Consider the following 21996-nt stretch of genomic DNA (forward strand, 5'->3'; position numbering starts at 1 on the left):
CTGGCCTATAATCCGCGACCAGTATCTCACCATTGCTAGGATGGCATTTTAACTGAAAATCGACCAGCAGATGGCGTTTTCTCCCGGACAAGGAGGTCCGACGGCGAGACGTGCGCGGCGTTGCGGTACGCGTCTTGTCTGTCTCTATGCGCCGATTCTTTTGGCCTGGTCGCTGCTATGCGCAGGAAATTTCGCCGCCGCTCAGAATCCCAGCCAACCCGTTCAGCTTGATTTGCGGGTCGCTTGGGGGGGAGGACCGGTTCAGCGGTGGAACGGCGACGTTCGCGTTTCCGATGGGAAGATCGTGCTGAAACGTTTGCTCGGCATGGAAGCGGATGAGGCTCGATCCGTTCGCCAGGTCGAAAGCGGACTGGCGATCGAACATCGTACCGAACGCGCCTACGACGGCTTTGACCTTACCGTCATCGCGCCGCTAACGGCGCAGCTGCAAATTCACATCTATCCCCAATCGAGCGACGGCAAGTCGGAAGCGATCGTCGTGCCGCTGCAGATGCTGGTCGATCGCTCGCATAGCGCCGCGCTTGACGATCAAGGAACGCAACTGCTGATTCGCCGTACGCCGGGGGATGCGCTCCAGCCGGTTTTCGATCGGTCGAGCCTGGTCTTCGCACCGGGCGAAACTTTCTCGGTCCGCTACCAGGCGGTGCAGCCGCAATTGCCGCTTGGCGCTAAGTTACGGTTCGAGTTGAAACTGAGTCATGCCAGGAAGACTGACGCCATCTGGTCGCAAAGCGAAGCGGTCGTCGCCGATCGGAGCGGTGGAGTCGACTTGCCGACCACCTTCCCCGTCCCGCTGCCGAAAGAAGAAGGGGTTTACGAACTGACGGCGACGCTGGTCGAAGATCGACTGGCCAACCTTGTCTTTTCGGCGAAGCCGCTTCTCGAGCGGAAAGTGCAACTGGTCGTTATCGATCCGCTGAAGCCGGCGGAGTCGGAAGATGGACCGCTTCGTTCGGTTGTCGACATCGATCCGGCGAGTCCCGGTTGGTGGCAACGACTATCGCGACTTTCGCAATACAATCCATGGCGTCGCCAACGGCCGACCGAGCTGTTCAATCAGCCTCCGTCGACGCGGACCCATCTCGATCGGAAATGGACCGAACTGACGGTCGACGGTTGGCATGCGTTTCCGCTGGCGATCGAACATGTCGGCCAGCCGCACATCCTCGAAATCGAATACCCGAGCGACATTCCTCAGAGTTTGGGGATCAGCGTCATTGAGCCGAACGCCGCTGGCTCGATTTCGCCGATCGGCGTCGACGCAGGACTGGAGAATCGCGGCCTGGTTGGCGGCGAGACCGGCGAAGTGAAAACGCATCGGCTCGTCTTCTGGCCGAAGAGCGCCACGCCGCTGTTGGTGCTGACCAATCGTCGCGAAGAAGGAGCGGCGGTCTTCGGACGGATCCGCGTATTGGCGGGGCAAGCGGCGATTGCGCCGGCGACCGCCCAGCCGCTGGTCGACGGCCGTTTGGCGATCGCTCACTACGAGAAGCCCCTCTTCGGCAATACCTTCTCGGCGACGCAAGACGTGAACCCGGTATCGCAGCGCAGTCTCGACGATTGGATCACCTTCTACGAAGGAGGGGATCGCCTGGTGAAGTATCTGCAACACGCAGGCTACAACGGCGCGTCGATCTCGGTCCTCAGCGAAGGTTCCGCTCTGTTCCCCAGCCCCTGGATCCGCACGAATCCCAAGTATGACAAAGGGGTCTACTTTTTGGATGGGCGCGACCCGGTTCAAAAAGATGTGCTCGAAATGCTGCTGCGGCAATTTGATCGAGCAGGCCTAACCTTGTTCCCGGCGATCGAATTCAATGCGCCGCTGGAATCGCTGGAACAAATACGCGAGACCTACGGCGATAATCGACTCGACCTGGTCGACGAACAAGGTCGGACGGCGCTCGACGTCAGCAGCGCCGGAGGGCAGGGCGCCTATTACAATCCGCTCCGCAGCGAAGTTCGTGCTGCGATGGCGCAGGTCGTGCATGATCTGGTCGAGCGTTACGGCCATCACCCGTCGTTCGGCGGCGTGACGTTGCAATTGAACGCCAACGGCTACGCACAACTGCCGGGCGCCAAGTGGGGCATGGATCGCGAAACGGTGGCGCGGTTTCTGCATGAGACCCGGATCGCCAATTCGATCGAAGAACTGGGGCCACGCCCCTCGACGGCGATTCTGGGACAACATCGACAAGCGTGGCTCGCCTGGCGTGCGGAACAGCTGACGCAATTTTATGAGGAAGCGGCGCAACTGGTTCGTCGCAAGAAGCCGACCGGGCTATTGATGCTCGATACCGCCGGCGCTTTCCGCGGCTACGACTGGAACGATCGCCTGGCGCCGACGTTGCCGCGCAACATGACGCTCGATGCGGCCCTGCTCGAAGCGGGCGTCAGCCGACAACAACTGCAGGCCAGCGACGCGATCGCTCTGCTGCGAACCGGCTACGTTCGCCCGGAAGGGGAGCCTGCGAACCTGGGGGCGTACGAGATGATCAACGCGTCGCAGGAAGAAGCGGCCTACAGTCAACATGCGAATCGCGGCGTGCTCGAATTCCACGTTCCGGCGACGATGCGTCTGACGAAATTGGATGAGGCGAATCCGTTTGGGGGCGCCGACAACTATTCGTGGATCGCGGCCGAATTCGTCGGCGTCGGTCGCCAGGCGCGGCGTCCGCTGATCGAAGCGCTGGTCGACGTCGATGCGGCTCTTTTGCTACGCGGTGGCTGGACGGTTCCGCTGGGAGAAGAAGAGGTCGTGCGCGATCTGCTACAGACGATCACCGCTTTGCCGCGCGATCGATTTGACGACATCGTCTGGTCGAAGCCGAGCCCGGTCCAACCGGTGGTCGCGCGCCGCGTGGTGAAAAATGGCACGACCTACTGCTACTTCGCCAATGCGTCGCCGTGGCCGATCACGTTGAACATGACGGTCCGCCACGCGGCGGCAGCTGCGGCGACTCCGCTCGGTAAGGCGGCGGTCGAAAATGTGGAGCTGACGGCCGGAGACGCCGCCTGGTCGTTGACGCTGCCGGCCTATGGACTGGAAGCGTTCGCGATCAATTCGCCCGCTACGACGTTTGAGTCGGCGGAAGTGTTGTTGCCGTCGGCGATGTTGGCGGCGATTGATCAAAGCAACAAAGAATTCTCGCTGCGGCTGAGAAGCTTGCGGAGCGTTCCGCCGCTGACCGTGCTGAAGAACCCAGGCTTCGAATCGCCGCAGCAAGGGGAAGGACTTACCGGCTGGACCTTCAACTCGGCGAAGGACGCCAAGATTTCGCTCGATACCGACAATCCGCCGAACGGCGTCAACTCGCTGAAGATGGAAAGTTCCGGCGGAGTCGCGTGGATTCGAAGCGAACCGATTCCACGTCCTGCCACAGGGCGTCTCTTCGTACGAGCGCAGATTCGCAGCAACCGGGCGCAGTTGTCGCCGCCGCTGCGGATTTCGGTAGACGGCGACGTGAACGGCGAAGACTATTACCAACCATTGTCGCTGGGCGCCGGACCAAACCCGGCCGTCGAGCCGAACTGGCGGATCTTCGAGCATGGCGTTTACGACCTGCCGGCCAATCTGGATGATCTGAAGATTGGGTTCGACTTGATGGGCGCAGGCGACGTGTCGATCGACGAAGTCCAGGTCTTCGACGTCGGGTTCAGCGAAGGGGAGAAGCGAGAACTGCAAAAGCTACGGACCCTCTCTGACGGCAAGTATCATCAGGGACAGTTCGCCGACTGCTACCGGATCCTCGACAGCTATTGGGTCCGTTTCCTTCAGCAACGCGTCCCGATCGCGCCGGAGCTGACGCAACAGCCGAAGGGAGTCGAACGGACGGCGACGCTCCCCGATCGTCCGGCGCCGACGACCGAGCCGAAAGAAGAGTCGCGGTTCGAGTGGCTCCGCAAATACACCCCGCGCTTCCCGCGGTTCTAATCGACGCCCTACACTAGCCCGCAGCGCAAGCGAGGGAATGTGCTTGCGTATTGAAAAAGAAGCTTGTCCCGCTTCTATCTCATTCCGCTACTCGACGCTTTCCAGTGAAGTCCGAACGCATTCCCTCGCTTGCGCTGCGGGCTAGTGTCGGAGTTTTTTACCCGGCCAGCGTTGTGAAGTAATAGCGGGTAATGTGATAGAAGACCGGCGCGGCGAAGCAGATCGCGTCGATGCGGTCGAGTACGCCGGCATGTCCTTCGACCAGCGTGCCGTAGTCGCGGACGCCGCGGTCTCGTTTGATGGCGCTCATCGTCATCGTTCCGGCGGCGCCCATCACGGCGATCACGATCGACATCAGAGCTGATTGCCACGAGTTAAACGGAGTCGCGCCGGTGAGCGAGAGCGCCGCGCCAATGATCGCCGTGCAACCGGTGCCGGCGAAGAATCCTTCCCACGTTCGGCTGGCGTTGATCGACGGGGCGATCACGTTGCGGCCGATGAACTTGCCGCAGACGAACTGCAACAGGTCGCTGAGCTGGGCGATCAGGATGAAAAAGAAGAGGAGACCGGCGGACGTCGAATAGTCGGAGTTGGTCCACTTCTCGAGGTAGAGCAAAGCCGGGGCGTAACTGAGCGCGTAAACGCAGATGTAGAGCCCGACCTGAATCTTGGCGACACGCTCCAAAAAGCGTTTGTAGTCGCCCGCGATCGCAATGCGGGCCGAGACGAACAGAAACCCGTAAACCGGGATCAAGATCGCGAATAGTTCGTAATAGGCCGAACCCAAACCAACCAGCACGTACTGCGCCGGCGTCAGGACGAAGAAGACCCAGAACAAGGTGCGATGGTCGCCGAGTCGCGTCGGCGTCAGCGTAATGAATTCCCGCAGCGCCCAAAACGAGATCAGCCCGAACAGGATGACCGTGGCGACCGGCGTTGGAATCAAAAAGGTGACCGCCAGGATCGCGGTCATCAGCCACCATGCGCGGACGCGATGGATGAAGGCCTGAACGATCGCCGGATTGACGCTCGAGTCGGGCTGACGCTTCAGCACTTGGCCGGCGGCGGTGGCGATCAACAAGCAGCCGATCACAACTCCCAACAAGACCCCTGTCGGTCCATCGAGGAGATGTCCGCTAGGAGACTGGGCGAAGAGGGTGAAGATTTGAGAAAGCAAAGTCATTCCGTGGCCGATCAAATGTCTCGCAATCGCAGCACCGACTGACGCGCACGCGCCAGAAACTCATTCTTCGTTTCCCCCTCCTCAAGCCAAATCGGAGCGCCGAAAACGACGCGGCTCAAGAGCGGTACCGGCAGGAATTCGCCGCGCGGCAAAATGCGGTTCATATTGTCCATATAGACCGGAACCAGTTCCAGGTCAGGTCGCTTTTTATTCAGGTAATAGATGCCGCTTTTGAACTCGCGGATTTCGCCGCTGTCGCTGTGCGCTCGCCCCCCTTCGGGAAAGACGATCAGCGAGTACTTGTCGCCGATCTCCCGAATCATCATGTCGACGGGGCTTTGATGCACTTTGATTTTGTCGCGGTCGATCAGCAGAGCGTTCAGCGATTTGGCCAGATGTCGGCGAAACCAGCCCCGCGACCAGTAGTCTTTGGCGGCCGTTGGGCGCGTCACCTTGCGGACGTCCGGCGGAAGCGAGGACCAGATCACCATCGAGTCGACATGGCTCGTATGATTGGCGAAGTAAACCCGCTGACAGGTGTCCGGCTGGCAGTCGACCCAGCGCACGCTAGGGCCCGCGAATACCTTCGTTAGAGCTGTTAAAAATGATGCTGTGAGATTCAGGTCCACGGCAATTCTGCGGCGGCGGATCCTTCTGCCGCCCATCACGATAAGGGAAATGTCGCCGCCTCTATGGTATCGCGCCGCGCTCCCCTGGGATAGTCCGTCGTTAGATTGTAAGGTCTGTAATTGTGGGACCTTACGCAGTAGACGCAGGATTTCCGGGATATCCGGCGTGAGGGCTGATTGCCGCCGATTCCGGGTATTTTGCCGAATAGATCGACTCGATCAGCGTTTCGTAACCGTCGACCATCGTTTCGAGCGAGCCGTAGCGAATCGCTTTTTCGCGGGCCGACTTCCCCATTTGACGGATCCGATCGGGGGACGACAGGAGGCTTCGCATCGCTTCGGCGACAGCCGCCAAGTCGCTGGCGGGGTAGAGCAAGCCATTGGCGCCTTCGTCAACTGCCTGCGGAATGCTGCCGACGCGCGGAGCGACGATCGGCAGTTCGACCGACATCGCTTCGAGAATCGAGACCGGGCTCGCTTCGTTCTTTGACGTCAGCGCGAACAAGTCGCAAGCGGCCAGCACTTCGGGAATGTCGCTCCGGCTGCCGAGCATCAGCACTTGACGTTCGACCCCCAGCTCACGGCATTTCGCTTCAATCGCCGGGCGTTCCGGTCCATCGCCGACGATCAGAAATCGCGCTTCGGGAACCGTTTCCAACACCTGCGCCGCCGCGGCGACGAACAGGCAGTGATCTTTCTCAGGACGAAGGGCCGCAACGATGCCGCAGACCGGCGCGGTTTCGGAGATCTGCAGTTCACGGCGCAGTTTGCGACGGGCTTCCGCGTTCGGGCGAAAGCGTGCGGTGTCGATGCCGTTGCGAATGACGACAACTTTCTCCGGCGGGAACCCTTCGACTTCGACCAGGTGTTTGCCATGCGGATCGGCGACGCCAATGAAGCGATCGGTGATCGAAGTAAGTCGGCGATTGAGCCAGTTGATTGAATCGGGCCAGCCGGTCGAGTGAATCGCCGACGCGATCACCGGCACTCCGGCCATGTAGGCGGCCAAACGTCCCCAGAACATCTTGTCGCCGGCGCCGACCGTGACGATGGCGTCGATCTGGCGCAAGCGGAAGAGCTCGATCATGCGAGGCAGGACGCGCAGGTCATACTTGCCGCTCAACAGATGATCGAACGTCGGAATCTCGCGCGCCAGCTCTTCTCCGAGCGGACCGCGCTCTTTGGTGCAGCAAAGTTCCGGAGCGAAACGCGTTCGATCGAGCCGCCGAATCAAGTTGACCAGCAGCGTCTCGGCGCCGCCGACCGGCATGCTGGTGGTGATGAACATCACGCGCAAGGGACCACGGCGATCGAGCGGTTGACGGACGTAGCGGCTCATAACGCATCTCCTCGAGGGGCCGGTTGATTGCGACCAGCGTAGCGATTGCGGAGTTTGCCAAGTCCTTCGGCGATTTTCAGTTTTTCGTTGTTCGACAAGATCGAGCGACCGCAGGCAGCTTGCCAAACGCACACGATCCAGATCGGCGCGGCGATCATCAGGCCGAAGCCAAGCGTCAGCGGCAATAGCACCGCCATCCAGGTCGCCGAGTCGACTTCCATTCCCAAACGGCGGCACAGGCTGAGCCCGACGCAGAAGGTGATGCCGTTGGAGACGGCGGTCGCCAGCACGGCGCCTTCCAGTCCCAGTCGCGGCAACAGCAGAAAGTTCAAGCAGATGTTGAAGGTCAAACCGACCGCATAGAGCAAGCTGACCAGTTTCGCCTTTTCGGCGCAGTAGAGGTACAGCAGCGTCAAGCCGCCGATGCTGCTCCACGCACACGAAGCGACGGTCCAGGGCAACACGGCCAAACCGCCGTCGTACTTGCCGCTAAAGACGACGCCAAACAGCCAAGGCGCCGCCAACAAGATCATCACGCCGCCGCCGGTAAAGACGAGCGAGCCCAGTTTGACGATCAAGTTCGAGCTTTCGCCCACTTCGCGGCGACGTCCCGCTTCCCAGTCGGCCGACAAGTGGGGCAACAGCACGCCGATCACCAGCCCGGCGACCGAGGCCATCAGCCACGGCACGACGCGACTGCTGTGATAGTTGGCGACTTCGGCCGCCGCTTGTTCCGGCGTGAACCCGCCGAAGTGGACGATCATGTAACGGTCGATCACCAGGAACAAGTTTGAGAGTAAATTGGCGATCCACATCCACGCGGCGAACGGCGCCAGTTTGGCCCAGAACTCGCGATGGGTGGAGATTTCGGTTTCGGGGGGCAGCAGCCGATATTTGTTCGTCAGGAAGTAGGCGCCCAGGATGCAGGTCGCCGCACAAGCGATACCGTACGAAATGATCACCGACATCGAGGTTGGCGCCCAGAATTGAATCAGTCCCAGGCCAACGATGGCGAAGATCAAGCTATTCACAAACTGCAGCACCGACACGACGCGCATCTGCCGCATGCCGATGAAGAGTTCGACCAGGTAATTGAAGCCGACGACCGACGCTAACGTGATCGCCGCAGCGACCATCGTTTGGTACGACGTGCTTTCGTTGAACAGGACCATCGCCGCCTGGCGATCCCAGATGATCAGCACCGAGCAGCCCAGGATCGTCAGAACGAGCGAGACGACGCCGGTTCGCTTCAAGAACGTTTTCAGCTGTTGGCGTTGATTGTAATACTCGACGTAGCGGCCGAAGGTGCCGGGGACGCCGAGCACGACCAGTGGACCGGCCAGCATCAGGAAGCCGAACAGCAAGTCCCATTGGCCGAGTTGCTCTGGCGATAGCCAGCGGCAAAAGAGGACGCCCCGCAGGAAGCCGACCAGACGCTGCACCACCGTCAGCACGGCGAGCAGCATCAAGCTCTCGGCGAGCGGCGTGGCGGAGATCTGCGGCTTGTCGGTCGCGACCGAATCCGAGGCGGAGGTAGCGCCGACGCTCATACCATCACCCCTACCGCTTCCTGCTCGCAGCTCTCCGGCGTAGCGACGGCACGCATCGCTTCTGGGGTGTAGCGTGGGACCGAAAGCTTGCGCGGATCGATCGTCAGCCAGTTACGCAATCGCGACAGTTCCGGATCGCCATGAATCCGCTGCAGGTGAAATGGATCTTCCCCAGGCATGTTGTAGCCGCCGTACGCAGAGCAAACGCCGAGGAGCCCTTCTTCGCGGCACATCTCAAACGCACGGTCATTCAAGTTTTTCGGCAGACCATACGGAAAGGCGAAGTAGCGAATCGACTGCCCGACTTCGGCGGCCAGATCGCGGGTCGCCAACACGACTTCGTCGTATAGCTCGTCTTCGTTGTCGACCGCGCCGAGATCGGCATGGAAACGAGTGTGGGCGCCAATCTCACCGCCGGCGGCCGAGATGTTGCGGAGTTGTTCGATGGTGTTGACCGGCGCTTGGAACGCGGCGTCCGCTTCATGGGGAAACGGTTTGCCGGTCAGGATGTTGCCGGTGCTTACGAAGTAGGTGAACGGAATCTTCCGTTTGACGAGGAGCGGAATCGCTTGTTCGCAGTTTTCGGCGTAACCGTCGTCAAAGGTGATCGCCACGGCTGGACGCGGATTGTAGCGGAGGGCGATCCGCCGCTGCGCTTCTTCCAGCGAAACGAATTCAAAATGAGCTCCGATCCAGTCGAGATGTTTCTCAAACTGGCGATTCGAAATCGTCCAGCTGCTGGGGTTATCGTCGGCGACGCGATGATAAAACAAGATCATTACCGGCGACAAACCGACGCGCGCACGTCGATGGTTCCAGCGCAGTCGCCAGGGCAACGTGGCGCCGTAATAGACGTCGATCAGTCGTTCTCGCAGGATGCTCATAGCGTTTTTGGGAGGTTGGACGCCGCGGCCGAGTTATTCGGCCGTGGTGATGTTGAGCCCCGTCTTAACCCAGTTCTTCACTTCTTGTCCGGCCAGCCACAATCCATGGCGGACTTTCGCGGCGGCCCGATTGGGAGTCGCACGCAAATGAATGCAGCGGTGCGGAGTCGCCCGCCAGTGGGCTTTGTAAGGTTCGTCGCCGCGGAGGAAATCGATCGCAGTATGACGCTGCTCGATCGAGCGGCGAATGATCGCAGCCTGCATCAAGCTGCCGGGATCTTCGGTCAGACGTTCCGGATCGACGCCGGCCTGGTAGCAGTAGGGAATCTGCTGACCGAGGAAGTGGATCTCGGCGGCGATCGGCGCTTCGTCCAGATCGAGCCAGAGGATTTCGCACTTGCCGATTGCGATCAGTTCGGCCGCCGCGGTACGGAGGAAACGATCGAACTGCGGCGAAGCGAAGCAGCCCGGCTGTCCCAGACTACGGCGGCGACGCATATGCAGGTCGATCAGCACTTCCATCGCTTTTGGCAAGTCGCTGACGTTGTCGCAGACATGCAATTGGGCGCGATCGGTATCGAGGGTCCGCTTGTAGAAGCGGCGAATCTGTTTGCGATGAGATTTCGACTGCGAAGCTTCGTACGCTTCCAGGGTCTCAGGCAGTTCCAGTCGCCAGCACTGCAGCGCGTCGCGCTCGTGCAGCAGGTTGCCCGCTTGATCGAGTTCGGAGCGAAGCAGGGCGAAGCCTTCGTCGTCGGCCGCGATGTTTTCCAGTTCCAGCAGATCCCAGCTGTCGCCGCTGGAAGTTGCCGCTTCGGTCAGCCACTCGGCAAGCGCCGCACATACGCGCGGCAGATCTTCCGGCGTCGCCAAGACGCTACAGTAGTCAGTACAGACTTCGCCGTCGCCGACCAGACGGAGCATGTTCCCCTTGGCGGCGGAACGAGTGCGATACAGAGGAAGCAGACCGGCCAGACGATCGCCGTCGTAAACGGTCAGCAGATAAAGTTCGCCCGGCGCGTAGCTGTCCCACCAGGAAGCGAGCCACTGGGGACGACGAAACGGAACACCACGTACCAGCGACGACCAGTCGGTCGGACGGGAGATCAGGTCCGTAAATGTAGTCAGGCGTTCGACGCGCATATCGCTACCAAGGGGGTGGGGCGTACCGACAGAGCGTCGTTCCGATTCGGAAACGTCGTGCCGATACACAACAATTCGCCATGGTCACCTAAATGCAAATTGAATTAACAAAATGTCACCTGCGTGATGTTGCGAAAACGCAACAGGGGCGTTTCGCCGAATCATCACGTGGCGAAAAAGCAACGTCACGGAAGGGCCGTTTTCTCGGTATATTTGCGTGCAGAACAACGTTAAGTCGTTTCTTTGCAGTGGTTTAGGTGGGCGTTTGCGTGGTCGCCTGGCCGTCTTGGCACGCTGCCTGCATTATCGGTCCAGCACGAACTGGGTTGGAGTTGACCGAGACGCCGCCAAGTCAGGTGGCGTCTGGGCCCGCTCCTAAATCGTGCTCTTTCCCCCGGCTATTCGCCATGATCGACCCGCCCAAAATCCTCGCCCTCCTGCTCGCCCACCGATACCGCTGGATCGTACCGGCCGCCGTTATTACCATCGCGGCGGTCGGTTACGCCCTCCTGAAACCAAAGATGTGGTCCGCCTCGCAGACGCTGGTGCTGCGGGAAATCTCGATCGGCGGACTCGACCGACCTGGCGCCTTCGCTCGGCCGGAAGATATGAAGACCGCCCAAGAGACGATCCAGACGATCGCCCGCTCGCGAGAAGTCGTCACGCGGACGCTCGAAAAGATCGGCGCTCCGCCGACCGGTTTGTTCGGCCAATCGCCCGACGCATGGCCGACTGCCGACGATATCGCCACCTATCGCAATTACATCTCGGTCGGCTCTCCCTCCGGCACCGAGTTCGGCACCACCGAAATCTTCTTGATCCATGTCGAAGCCGAAACGCAGTCGCGGGCCGCGCTGTTCGCGACCACGCTCTGCGACGAACTCGATTATCAACTCGAACAAGTTCGCGATCACAAAGCGCAGAGCGTCGTCGCCGAGCTGGAAGAGAGCGAACGCTTGGCCGCTGCGGTTCTGCACAGCTCCACCGAGAAACTCTCGAAGCTGGAAGGAGAAGTCGGCAGCGATCTGGCCGAACTGCGGATTTTGAACGAATCCGGCTCCGGAGACGGTAATTTGCGGCAGCAATTCGTCCAGGTCGAAGCGGAACTGCGTGCCGCTCGCGACCAACAACAGTCGAACGATCAACTGCTGGCGCTGCTGGAAGCGGCGGCCGCCAATCCGCAGGAATTGCTCGCCACGCCGAATAGCTTGCTCGATTCGCAGCCGGCTCTGCGCCGCCTGAAAGATGGCCTGGTCGACGCTCAACTCCGTACTGCGGAACTGCAAGGAACGCGTACCGCCGATCATCCGTCGGTACAGTCGGCCCTGGGGGCCGAAAGTGAAGTACGCGATCACCTTTTCAAGGAAATCGCCGTCGCCGTCCGTGGTTTGAAGGCGGAACGGAGCGTCCTGAAACAGCGGATCGAAGGTTATACGAAACAGCGCGACCAGGTGAGCGATCGCATGGTTCATCTGGCCGAAGTACGGGCTTCTTACGGCAACCTCGAAAGCGAAGTCCGCCAGCGAAGCGAAAAGCTGGCCGAAGTGCAGCGCAATCTGTCTGACGCTCGGTCGTCGCTCGCTGCAGCTCATGCGACCAGCTTGCTGACCCGCGTCGGCTTGCCGGAGGTAAGCGACTATCCGATCGGACCGAGCCGCAAGGCGATCGTCGTCGCCGGGGTGGTAGGCGGATTGGTATGCGGATTTGGTCTCCTCTTCCTGACGATCAATCCCGCACAACTGGTAGAACCGGTCCAATCGGCGCCGATCCACCAGGGAGCGGTCAATGGGGCCCGCATCGAAACGGACCTGCAGCCGATCCGCAAACTATCTTTTACCGACGCTTTGAGACATCTCGCCAAACGTGCGTCGCAGGCAGGTTCGCGCTAGAAGTGCGCGGGCATGCGACGATCGCCCCCGTTGAACTGAACGCTTCATGACCGCCATCTACGCCATCCTGGCGATCGCCGGACTCCTGTGGGGAACCATCTGGATGATCCGCGGCTCGCTGCTGCACGGCTGCATGGCGCTGTTGGTTTGCACGTCGACCTTCGGCGTGCTCTTCTTCGAATTCAACGCCGGGATCAATCTTTCGATCGATCGTCTGGCGCTAGTCGGACTGGTCGGCGCCTTCATCGTGCAGTGGAAGCTTGGCAAAGTGAAGCTTCGCCCGTGGATGACGATCGACTACGTGATCGCGACGCTGATGGGGGTAATCTTTATCAACAGCTGCTTTCTCCCGTGGGGCGGCGAGTCGCTGGTCATTCAGCACTTTTTGAACGGCTATCTGATTCCACTCACCCTTTACGTGGTTGCGCGGAATCTTGATTACACCGAAAAGTCGGTCCGCCAGATCCTGGTCTTCTTTGTGCTGTTCGGCGTTTATCTCGCCGTGACCGGCGTGCTCGAAGGCTTGGGACAATACGGGCTTCTCTTCCCGCGTTACATCGCCGATCCGAAGATCGGGCTCCACTTTGGTCGCGCTCGCGGTCCGATGGTGCAGTCGGTCAGCTACGGCGTTTATCTGTCGACCTGCTTGTTGGCGGTCTGGATTTTGCGTGATCATATCGGCGCCAAGTGGCGGCCGTTCCTCTACATGTTGCTGCCGGTCTTTTTGGCGGCGGTCTTCTTCACCAAGACCCGCACCGTCTGGCTGGGCGCCGGCGGCAGTTTGCTGGTGGTCCTTTGGCTGACGCTGCAAGGTCGAGCTCGCACGATCGTAATCGCGAGTCTCTTCGCCGTGGCGCTGCTCGGCGGTCTGTCGAAGATGGACGGCATTATCGGGCTGAAGCGGGAAGGAACCGTGAAGGACACGCGGAACTCGGTCAGCATGCGGGCCAGCTTCGCGTATGTCTCGTGGAAGATGTTCCTCGACAGTCCGATCGTCGGGCATGGATTTACGCAGTTCAAAGCGGCGAAGCTTGACTATCTTGGCGATCGTAACGTCGATTTGGTCCTCGAATCGATCCGCGACTACGACCACCACAACACCTTTTTGAGCATCCTGGTCGACCTCGGCATTGTCGGCTTCATCCCGTTCCTGGCGATGTACTACTACTGGGCCCGCGATGGATGGACGCTCGCCCATCGACAAGAACCGCCGTGGGCCAAATCGCTGGGAATCCTGTTCCTGGGGGTGATCGTGATTTCGTGGATGCAGATGTTCGGCCATGAAATCACCTACACGCCGATTGACCACTTACTCATCTTCTGCGTCGCTGGGATGGCGATGGGAATCAAGCAACAATTCGACCCGGTTGTCGCCCCAGCGGCAAAAATCTCGCAGGTTGCGAGCCGCCAACAACCGACGCCGATCGTGATGGAAAGAAGAACAACATGAGCCGCCGCGTGAAACTGTTCGGCGTCGAGATCGACGCGTTACGAATGCCGGAAGTCGTGAGCGAAATCTGGCGCCAAATCGATTCGCCCGATTCGACCGCCCAATATGTGGTGACGCCGAACGTCGATCACGCTGTGCTGCTGCAAGAGGATCCTGGCCTGCAGTCCGCCTACGCCGAAGCGCGGTGGGTGTTGGCCGATGGTTGGCCGGTCGTCTGGGCGTCTCGCTTCTTGCGACAACCGCTGCCGGAGCGCGTGGCCGGATCGGACCTGGTGCCGAACCTCTTCGCCTCCGCGAGCGAAGAGAAAAAGCTGTCGGTCTTTTTGCTAGGCGCCGCTCCAGGCGTCGCGCAGCGAGCCGCCGCGCAAATCGAACAGCGCTGGCCAAACGTGACGGTCTGCGGCACCTACAGCCCGCCCCTTGGATTCGAACATGATGAAGCGGAAAACGAGCGGATCATCGAGATGATCAACGCCGCAGCGCCGCAACTTTTGGTCATTGGCCTGGGGGCGCCGAAGCAAGAGCTCTGGATCGCTCGCCATCACAGCAAGCTGAAGATCAAAGCGGCGGTCTGTGCCGGCGCGACGATCGACTTCCTCGCTGGCGAAAAACAACGCGCTCCCCGCTGGATGCAGCAAGGGGGAATCGAATGGCTCCACCGGATGCTGGTCGATCCTCGCCGTCTCGTCCGCCGCTACGTGCGTGACGCGATCGTCTTTCCGACGCTGGTGTGGCGCGAGTGGCTGCATGTCGGCGGTACGCAAGAGCCGCAGTACTAGCCAAGGACACTAGCCCGCAGCGCAAGCAAGGGAATGCGGTTGGACGGCAATAATAAAGCCTCAAAGACGAATGTCGCAAGAGCTTCGACATTCGTCTTTTTCATGCGCACGCATTCCCTCGCTTGCGCTGCGGGCTAGTGGGAAGACGTTGACGCTCTCTACTTCTTCGCACTCATCTCATGCACCATGTCGACCAGCGCGATGGCGTTGTCGACGGGGGTTTGTTGCAGGATGCCGTGGCCGAGGTTGAAGATGTGGCCAGGGCGTCCGGCGGCCTGATCGAGCACTTCTTTCGCGCGGCGGCGGATTTCGAGCGGGTCGGCCAGCAGCGTGACCGGATCGAGGTTTCCTTGCACCGCATAGTTCTCGCCGATCGTGTTCCACGCATCGGCCAGGCCAATTCGCCAATCGACGCCGACGACCGCCGGGCCGGCTTCGGCCAACAGCGGCAACAAGGCCGGGTTACCGGTCGCAAAGTTAATGATCGGCGTCCCCGGCGTAATGCCGGCGATGATCTCTTTCATGTGCGGCAGCAAATAGCGACGGTAGTCGGCCGGCGACAAGCAGCCAGCCCACGAGTCGAAGATCTGCACGCACTGCGCGCCGGCGGCGATCTGAGCGTTGAGGTAAACGGTGATCGCGCGGACCAACCGTTCCATCAGCGCTCGCCACGCGTCGGGGTCGCGATACATCAGCGTCTTGGTGAACAGATAGTTGCGGCTCGCGCCCCCTTCGATCGCATAGCTGGCGAGCGTAAACGGCGCTCCGGCGAAACCGATGACCGGGATATGTTCCGGCATGTCGGCTCGCGTTTGACGAACCGTTTCGATCACATAGTGGAGCGAGTCGGCGCTTTCCAGTTCGAGCACGCGATCAATGTCGGCGCTTTCACGAACCGGGTTGTGAATGACCGGGCCTTCTCCGTGGGCGTATTCCAGGTCGAGACCCATCGGCTCGAGAATCGGCAGCAGGTCGGAGAAGATGATCGCCGCGTCGACGCCCAGCTTCTTCACCGCGGTGCACATCACTTCGCTGCAGAGCTGCGGATTCTTGCAGAGCTCCAGGAAGGTGGTCTTGGCTCGCACTTCGCGATACTCAGCCATGTAGCGTCCCGCTTGACGCATCAGCCAAACCGGCGTGACGTCGGTCGGCTCGCGACGGCAGGCTTTCATGAACGGGCTGTCGTACCATTTGGCGGTGCGGGGATCGGCCTGGGGCGTGCTGGAGGACAAGACGGCTCTCACTTGTTTTTTGCGAACGAGAATAGCGTGGGACTGTTCGGCCGCCGCAGCGACCAGCGGTCCCATTTTGGGATGGATCGGCTCCACGTCGACCGGCAGGCCGAACTCGCGGAGACGTTCGCTCATCGTCGGTCCAACCGAGGCGATGACGATGCTGCGCAGCGCCGCGAGCAATTCGTCTTTGCGGCGCTGTTGTTCGGCCAGCTTCAGCAGATGGTTCAGCTGATTGGCCGAAGTGAACATGGCGACGTCGATGTCGCCGCGAATGATTCGTTCCAGGTTCTTGGCGAGCGGCTGCGTGTCGAGCGGCAAGTCCCAGTCGTAGACGTGCAGCTGAACCACTTCGGCGCCGCGGGCTTCCAGACCGGCGATCAAGCTGGGATTCACGACGCCATATTCCTGCAAGCCGATCTTGAGATTGGCGATCGGGAACTGGGCGTCGAGCGTTTGCAGCAGTTCGCGCCATGTGTTCGGTTCGGGAACGCGAATCGTCGGCGTCAGCCCTTCCGCTTTCATCGCCGCCATCGGTTTGGGGCCGCGGACGATCGTGGGGATGTCGGAGAGAGCGTTCAGAAACTGCTGGCGATCGACGTGACGTTCGATCGCTTTCATCAGGTGCTGAAAGCCGACGCCGGTCATGAAGATGACGGCGTCGATCTGGCCGGTGATGACATGGTTGGCGAAGTCGATCGCGTCCCGGTTCTCGTCGAGCGGAACTTCACGCATCGAGGGGCTGACGAAGGCCTGGCCGCCGAACTTTTCGATCAGCGATCCCATCTCTTCGCCCCGTCGACTTTCAAACGACGCGACGCGAAGCTGCTCGAAACTGCTTTTTCCCGATGCCATCAATTCGATTCCCCGGTCGAACACGGAAACACTGACGCCCGTAAGCGTTCAATTGTACGGGCAACCGGGCGTTTCGTCGTTGGGGGGACCCCAGGGGAAGTTTGGGCGGGATTCTAGCGGTTTTCGGGGCGGATCAGCAGTTCTGGCTTGTCCAGGAACATGTAGTGCCCGTGGTCGGCGGTCACGATCAGAACCGACTCGTTCCAGTTGCTGTTCGCTTCGACCCAATCGGTGATCGCTTTCACCGCAGCGTCGCCGCTGTTGACGGCGCCGATCGACGCGTCGATGTTGTTGGAGTGGTTGGCCCAGTCGACGTCCCCTGATTCGACCAACAGCCAGAAGCCCTTGTCGTTTTTCGAGAGAACTTCGATCGCCGCTTTGGTCATGTCGACCAGCGTCGGGTTTTCCTTCAGGTCGGCTTCGTCATACGCGATCGCCTTCTTGGCGACGCCGATCGCCGGATGGAAATCCCCTTCGGCCGAACGGAACGGCAAGTGACCGGCGCCGTCTCCCGAGCCGCCGACGCCGAAGTAGCCGAGGAGTCGCTCGCCCGACTTCGCCGCTTTGGCGGCTGCGGCGTCGAGAACCTGTTTGCCATCTTCGCCGGGGGTGCGAGTCGCGACGATATACTTGCCTCCGTTGTCGATATTCGCCTTCTTCAGATCTTCGTCGGCCAGGTACTTGTTGCCGCTCTCGTAGTTTTTGCCTTGGCCTTTGTCGTTGGGCGCGTTGACGCCGTATCCGGCGCCGATCACGACGTCCAAGCCGCGAAGCGGATCTTTCGGGTTGCTCGACGAGGGCAAACCGAGCATGTCGCGCGAGATGTCTTGGTAGTCGTTGCGGGTCACGTTGTAGGCGTACGACGAAGCAGGGGTCGCGTGGCTGATCGGCACGCTGGTGACCGCGCCGGCCAGGTAACCTTGTTCTTGGGCCAGGTGGGCGATCGTCTTCGGGCGTTCGCCATGCGGGCCGACGCCGATCGCGGCGTTGTACGTTTTAATGCCTCCCATCATGCTCGTCGCGCTGCTGGCCGAGTCGGTATAGGAGTGCTTCACGCCATCCTTGGTGCTCGACTTGCCGATCAGATAGAGGATGTCGGTCGGCTGTTCCCAGGGACCCGATCCGGCTTGCGTGACGTCGTAACCGCCAAAGAGTCCGCCGCCGGCGCTCTTGACGATTTGTTTGTTGACGTCGAAATCGGCGTCATCGCAAAACGGGCTGGTCACCATCAAACCGAACTGCGTGGTGCCGCCAGCGGCGTATTCCTGGAAGTGCGTTCCTTTCCCACGACCTTCGGTGTAGGGAATCTTTTGCGTGTTCCAGATCGCCGCGGCTTGGGTCGTTTGCCAGTCCATGCCGTCGAAGACGACCAGAAAGATGTTTTTCTTGCCTGCGTCGAGCGCCGCCTTTTGCAGATCAAAGATGTTGGTTTGATCCATGTAGTCGGCGTTGGGGTTTACGGTCGCTTCGGTCGGCTTGCCGAAGATGCCGCGGAGCTTGTTTTCGCTACGGTAGACGCTGTTTTCGCCGGTATAGCTGTTCAGATCGATGCCGGCCGGTTGTCCTTTGGTTCCAAAGGTATAGACCGGAATCAGGCGATTCGAGTGGCTCGTCCACGAACTGTACTTCTGCGCATCGGGACCCCAGTGAGCCGCATCCGAGTGGTTAGTAGTAATGCCTTGCTCTTGAAGCTGATGGATGTAGTCGCCGCCGAAAGCGGTCGAGACAATCACGCCGAGCAGAAACGAAAGCAATACGGCAAAGAACTTGCGGTCCAAAGCGACACCTAAAGGAATGAAAGTGGAGGGCTAAGGCTGGAGGGCAAACCGAAAATTATAGTTGGGAAGACTTTTCCGAAAATGACTCTACCGGACGTCTCTTGTCGTAAAAGTGAAGAAATCTAGTTCATTTTGCGAAGAAATGCGTTGTTGTCCCCCGAAAATATCGAGGTTTGCGGCTCGCCGTTAACGCGAAAAGGCGCCCCAAAATGATCTACTTAAAAAACCGTAGAAACTTTGCCGCGCATCTGCCAGATCGTTGACCGATATCCAGCAGGCCCCTACCATAAGGTCGTAAACAGTCAACGACTTGCGTCGACTCCTCCTTTCGCTGTTGCGCGGCATCTTTTCCCCTTCTGCCCCCTATGCAGCTTACCTGCTTTTATTGCGGCAACGTCCTGCGAGCCACCGCCGACCAGTTGGGCGGCGAGGTCGTTTGTCCTCATTGTCATAAGGTGGTACGGCTTCCCGAAGCTGAAGCTCTCGCCTCGGACCAGCCGCACCACGAAGGCTCTCTATTTCACTCCTGGCTGAACGACGGGATTTCCGGATTCATTTCGTTCATTATTCATGCCGGGTTGTTGATCCTTTTCGCCTCGGTCACGTGCAACTTCCAATCGTCCACAACCGGCGACGGGGTCGACGTGATGATCGGCGACATGCCGGAAGTGAGCCTGGACGATTCCGGCGGCGATTCGCTAGATACCGTTGCGGCGGCAAGTGAAGTCTCCGAAACGGTCGAAGTCGACGAACTCTTAAATGAAGTCGCTCCACCAAGCGCCGAGCCGACCGATATCGGCGAACTGATCGATACCGCAGCGCTGACGCCGAGCGGCGCGATGGGTGGCGGGATTGGCTCGTTAGCGACGATCGGCGGTGGAGGTAGCGGCGTCGGCGCCGGCGCTTCGTTCATGGGACTGCGAGCCGCAGGCCGCCGTTTCTGTATCATTGCCGACTGTTCCGGTTCGATGTCCGGCCCCAAGCTCGACTACGTGAAAGAAGAGATTCTGGAAACGGTCTCCAGCTTGCCGCGGGACGCCCAGTTCCAGGTCGTCTTTTTCCAATCGCAGGCGGTTCCTTTTCCGCAAACCGGTTGGCGTCACCCCAAACGTGATTTCAATGCGTTATCGGAATGGCTGAAAACGGTTGGACCGGCCGGCGGAACCAATCCGCTGCCGGCGTTTGAGATCGCACTGAAGTACTCTCCGCGGCCAGACGCGATCTTCTTCATGACCGACGGTCTGTTTGAAGACAATGTTGTGGGGGAAGTGAAACGACTCAACGATATGGGTGACGGCAAAGTTAAAGTTCATGCGATTTCCTTCATGGATCGCAGCGCCGAGCCGCTGATGCGCCAAATCGCCGCCGAGTCTGGAGGGGAGTATCGCCATGTGCAGGCGTTCTAGTCCGACCTTACTCCTTGCGATCTCGGCAGCGCTGTTCGCCATCTTGTGGTCGGCGACGCCGGCGTGGGCAGATCGGCTGATCCTGCGCAACCTCGAAATCCTCAACAACATCAACGTGGTCTCCCTGGACGAAGACGGGGTCAACGTCGAAGGGCAGGGGATCATCGGTTGGGATCAGATCGAACGAGGGACCGTCGGCAACAAGCAGGCCGAGTTCGACAAGCTGCTGAAGGACCTGGGCGGACCGTTGTTCCGTCTTCGTCAACGGCTCAGCGTCGGCGACTACAGCGGTTTATCCGAACAAGCCGAGGCGTTATTTTCCACGTACGCCAAGCGAGAAAGCGAAACCGCCTATCTCGTCTGCCAGGCGACGATGTGGAGCCGACAAGCGCTCGGCCGTCCTGCTGCGGCGCTGGAAGCCTATTTCCGCTGTCTGCGTATGCTCCGCAGCAAAGCGGGTTTGGCCTCGACCTTGCCCGGCGGCCGGAAGTTGAGCTTCGATACGGCGACCGGTTTGTCCCCTGAGTTGGAACCGATCTTCTTCGACTCGGCCGAAGCCCAAGCCGCATTACCGGCCGTGAAGGCGGCCGCGCAAGATTTGCAGCCTCCCTTGCCGCAGGCGGCGTTCGTCTACGTCGGTTCGTTGGCGATCTCGGCCGGCGACATGCCGCTGGCCGAAAAGTCGTTTGAAAACCTGCGTGCCGACAATCCTTTGGTCGCCGACTGGCGCGTGATCGCGCCGGCCATGGAGGACCTAACGCGGGGAGAAAATTCGCAAGCGATCGTCCAGCTCGAAGCGCGAGTGCCGGGGATGCATCCCTTCAACCGCGGCATCGCCCACTATCTGTTGGGGAAGGCGCGAACTGCGGACGTGATGACGTCGGCGGTCGAAAAGGGAGTGCTCGACTTCCTCTACGTGCCGGCGATCGAAGGCGCAAGACGGCCGGAGTTGTCGGCCGCTGCGTTGTACGACGCGATGAACGCCTTGAAAAAAACAGGCGATACGAAACAAGCGGGGAATCTGCGGAAAGAACTTTTAACGAACTATAGCGGCGCCTATTTCGGACAAAAGCTGCGTGACCAAATCAACCGCGGCGAAGACCACTGAGGAACAAGCATGAGACGCACCATAGGAGCCCGCGCCATTTTGGCGTACGCATTCGTCTTGATGGCCGGCGTGTACGGCATGACGCTGCTGGCTCAAGAGAATCCACCGGCCGGCGAAACGTTGTCGGTCGAGGAAACGGTCGAAGCGCCGGTTGAAGAAGACTCGACGCCGCAGCGGACGCTGCTTGATACGCTGATGGACGGCGGCGTGGTCGGCGCCTTGATCGGCATCTTGTCGATCGTCGCGGTCGGCTTCATCGTCGAGCACTTCCTCACGATTCGCAAAGAAGTGTTGATGCCGGAGGATATCGCCGTCAATCTCAGCGAACTGGTGGAGGAAGGGAGAGTCGACGAAGCGATCGAGGTTTGTCAGCACCCTGCCAGTCGCAGCTTGTTGGCGTACGTCGTCGAAGCGGGGCTCGCCCGGTATCGCAGTTCCGAGTTCGGTTTCGCCGAGTACAAAGCGGCGGTCGAAGAGGCGGGGGAAGAGCAAACCGGCCAGCTCTACCGCAAGATTGAGGTGCTCGGCCTGATTGGTCAGATCGCGCCGATGCTGGGGCTGACCGGTACGGTGCTCGGTATGATCAACGCGTTCAACACGATCGCCGCGACCGACGGGGCGCCCAAACCGGCGGAGCTTGCCGAAGCGATCGGCCAGGCGCTGGTCACCACGTTGTTGGGACTGGTCGTTGCGATTCCGGCGATGGTCGCTTACAGCTTCTTCGGCAACCGGATCGACTCGCTCGTTTCGGAAGCGGGTAAACGAGTCGAACAGATTCTGACTCCGCTCGGCCGTCGCCGCTAACAGGAGGCGACCGCC

General features: G+C 60.3%; 15 protein-coding genes. 7 read left to right on the top strand and 8 right to left on the bottom strand.

The genetic code is table 11. The features are described from left to right. The first annotated feature begins 70 nt into the window (after positions 1-70). Positions 71-3952 (top strand): family 10 glycosylhydrolase, encoded by a 3882-nt coding sequence (locus LOC68_RS23090; RefSeq protein WP_230223122.1) that lies wholly within the window; start codon positions 71-73, stop codon positions 3950-3952. A gap of 157 nt (positions 3953-4109) precedes the next feature. On the opposite strand, the gene LOC68_RS23095 is transcribed toward LOC68_RS23090, so the two are convergent. The 6 genes from LOC68_RS23095 to LOC68_RS23120 all read right to left on the bottom strand — a co-directional run bounded on the left by LOC68_RS23095 (position 4110) and on the right by LOC68_RS23120 (position 10680). Further along, positions 4110-5135, bottom strand: a complete 1026-nt coding sequence (locus LOC68_RS23095; RefSeq protein WP_230223124.1) for a phosphatidate cytidylyltransferase — start codon at positions 5133-5135, stop codon at positions 4110-4112. An 11-nt stretch (positions 5136-5146) separates the two neighbouring features. Further along, a complete protein-coding gene (locus tag LOC68_RS23100) occupies positions 5147-5764 on the bottom strand; it encodes a lysophospholipid acyltransferase family protein (protein WP_390623401.1) in 618 nt (205 codons plus the stop codon). A 130-nt stretch (positions 5765-5894) separates the two neighbouring features. Then, the gene (locus LOC68_RS23105) at positions 5895-7103 is read right to left on the bottom strand and encodes a glycosyltransferase (RefSeq protein ID WP_230223128.1); all 1209 of its coding nucleotides are present in this window, start codon (positions 7101-7103) and stop codon (positions 5895-5897) included. Then, entirely contained in the window at positions 7100-8653 is a 1554-nt protein-coding gene (locus LOC68_RS23110) for a lipopolysaccharide biosynthesis protein (RefSeq protein ID WP_230223130.1), read from the bottom strand. Before LOC68_RS23110 ends, LOC68_RS23105 begins: the two co-directional genes overlap by 4 nt. Continuing rightward, positions 8650-9537 carry a polysaccharide deacetylase family protein gene (locus LOC68_RS23115; protein WP_230223132.1) on the bottom strand — a complete coding sequence of 296 codons (888 nt, stop codon included), beginning with the start codon at positions 9535-9537 and terminating at the stop codon, positions 8650-8652. The genes LOC68_RS23110 and LOC68_RS23115 overlap by 4 nt, the downstream gene beginning before the upstream one ends. 33 nt (positions 9538-9570) lie before the next feature. Continuing rightward, positions 9571-10680: a GNAT family N-acetyltransferase gene (locus LOC68_RS23120; RefSeq protein WP_230223134.1), complete on the bottom strand. Its 1110-nt coding sequence runs from the start codon at positions 10678-10680 to the stop codon at positions 9571-9573. 407 nt (positions 10681-11087) lie between these two features. On the opposite strand from LOC68_RS23120, the gene LOC68_RS23125 reads away from it, so the two are divergent. The 3 genes from LOC68_RS23125 to LOC68_RS23135 are packed head-to-tail and all read left to right on the top strand — an operon-like array spanning position 11088 to position 14798. Further along, positions 11088-12569, top strand: coding sequence for a hypothetical protein (locus LOC68_RS23125; protein WP_230223136.1), 1482 nt, complete (start codon positions 11088-11090; stop codon positions 12567-12569). Positions 12570-12615: 46 nt separating this feature from the next. Then, entirely contained in the window at positions 12616-14019 is a 1404-nt protein-coding gene (locus LOC68_RS23130; RefSeq protein ID WP_230223138.1) for an O-antigen ligase family protein, read from the top strand. Then, complete coding sequence (locus LOC68_RS23135; RefSeq protein WP_230223140.1) at positions 14016-14798, top strand: WecB/TagA/CpsF family glycosyltransferase; 783 nt, start codon at positions 14016-14018, stop codon at positions 14796-14798. Before LOC68_RS23130 ends, LOC68_RS23135 begins: the two co-directional genes overlap by 4 nt. A gap of 158 nt (positions 14799-14956) precedes the next feature. On the opposite strand, the gene hemE is transcribed toward LOC68_RS23135, so the two are convergent. Both hemE and LOC68_RS23145 read right to left on the bottom strand, forming a co-directional pair. After that, a complete protein-coding gene (hemE, locus tag LOC68_RS23140; protein WP_230223142.1) occupies positions 14957-16885 on the bottom strand; it encodes a uroporphyrinogen decarboxylase in 1929 nt (642 codons plus the stop codon). Positions 16886-16998: 113 nt separating this feature from the next. Further along, positions 16999-18663, bottom strand: a complete 1665-nt coding sequence (locus LOC68_RS23145; protein ID WP_230223143.1) for an alkaline phosphatase — start codon at positions 18661-18663, stop codon at positions 16999-17001. A gap of 365 nt (positions 18664-19028) precedes the next feature. Between LOC68_RS23145 and LOC68_RS23150 the strand changes: the two genes are divergently transcribed. From LOC68_RS23150 to LOC68_RS23160, 3 genes are read left to right on the top strand one after another with little or no spacing between them, the layout of a single operon-like run. Further along, positions 19029-20069: a vWA domain-containing protein gene (locus tag LOC68_RS23150; protein ID WP_230223145.1), complete on the top strand. Its 1041-nt coding sequence runs from the start codon at positions 19029-19031 to the stop codon at positions 20067-20069. Continuing rightward, positions 20053-21177, top strand: a complete 1125-nt coding sequence (locus LOC68_RS23155) for a hypothetical protein (RefSeq protein WP_230223147.1) — start codon at positions 20053-20055, stop codon at positions 21175-21177. The genes LOC68_RS23150 and LOC68_RS23155 overlap by 17 nt, the downstream gene beginning before the upstream one ends. Before the next feature lie 9 nt (positions 21178-21186). Then, positions 21187-21981, top strand: coding sequence for a MotA/TolQ/ExbB proton channel family protein (locus LOC68_RS23160; protein WP_230223148.1), 795 nt, complete (start codon positions 21187-21189; stop codon positions 21979-21981). Positions 21982-21996: the final 15 nt, after the last annotated feature.

The sequence above is a fragment of the Blastopirellula sediminis genome, from assembly GCF_020966755.1.
Classification (GTDB): Bacteria; Planctomycetota; Planctomycetia; order Pirellulales; family Pirellulaceae; genus Blastopirellula; species Blastopirellula sediminis.

Bases quoted from the DNA above. Each gene is read 5' to 3' on its own strand.
- LOC68_RS23120 (WP_230223134.1), bottom strand. From the start codon at position 10,680: ATGCGCGTCGAACGCCTGACTACATTTACGGACCTGATCTCCCGTCCG.
- LOC68_RS23135 (WP_230223140.1), top strand. From the start codon at position 14,016: ATGAGCCGCCGCGTGAAACTGTTCGGCGTCGAGATCGACGCGTTACGA.
- LOC68_RS23095 (WP_230223124.1), bottom strand. From the start codon at position 5,135: ATGACTTTGCTTTCTCAAATCTTCACCCTCTTCGCCCAGTCTCCTAGC.
- hemE (WP_230223142.1), bottom strand. From the start codon at position 16,885: ATGGCATCGGGAAAAAGCAGTTTCGAGCAGCTTCGCGTCGCGTCGTTT.
- LOC68_RS23150 (WP_230223145.1), top strand. From the start codon at position 19,029: ATGCAGCTTACCTGCTTTTATTGCGGCAACGTCCTGCGAGCCACCGCC.
- LOC68_RS23090 (WP_230223122.1), top strand. From the start codon at position 71: ATGGCGTTTTCTCCCGGACAAGGAGGTCCGACGGCGAGACGTGCGCGG.
- LOC68_RS23115 (WP_230223132.1), bottom strand. From the start codon at position 9,537: ATGAGCATCCTGCGAGAACGACTGATCGACGTCTATTACGGCGCCACG.
- LOC68_RS23155 (WP_230223147.1), top strand. From the start codon at position 20,053: ATGTGCAGGCGTTCTAGTCCGACCTTACTCCTTGCGATCTCGGCAGCG.
- LOC68_RS23125 (WP_230223136.1), top strand. From the start codon at position 11,088: ATGATCGACCCGCCCAAAATCCTCGCCCTCCTGCTCGCCCACCGATAC.
- LOC68_RS23110 (WP_230223130.1), bottom strand. From the start codon at position 8,653: ATGAGCGTCGGCGCTACCTCCGCCTCGGATTCGGTCGCGACCGACAAG.
- LOC68_RS23105 (WP_230223128.1), bottom strand. From the start codon at position 7,103: ATGAGCCGCTACGTCCGTCAACCGCTCGATCGCCGTGGTCCCTTGCGC.
- LOC68_RS23160 (WP_230223148.1), top strand. From the start codon at position 21,187: ATGAGACGCACCATAGGAGCCCGCGCCATTTTGGCGTACGCATTCGTC.
- LOC68_RS23130 (WP_230223138.1), top strand. From the start codon at position 12,616: ATGACCGCCATCTACGCCATCCTGGCGATCGCCGGACTCCTGTGGGGA.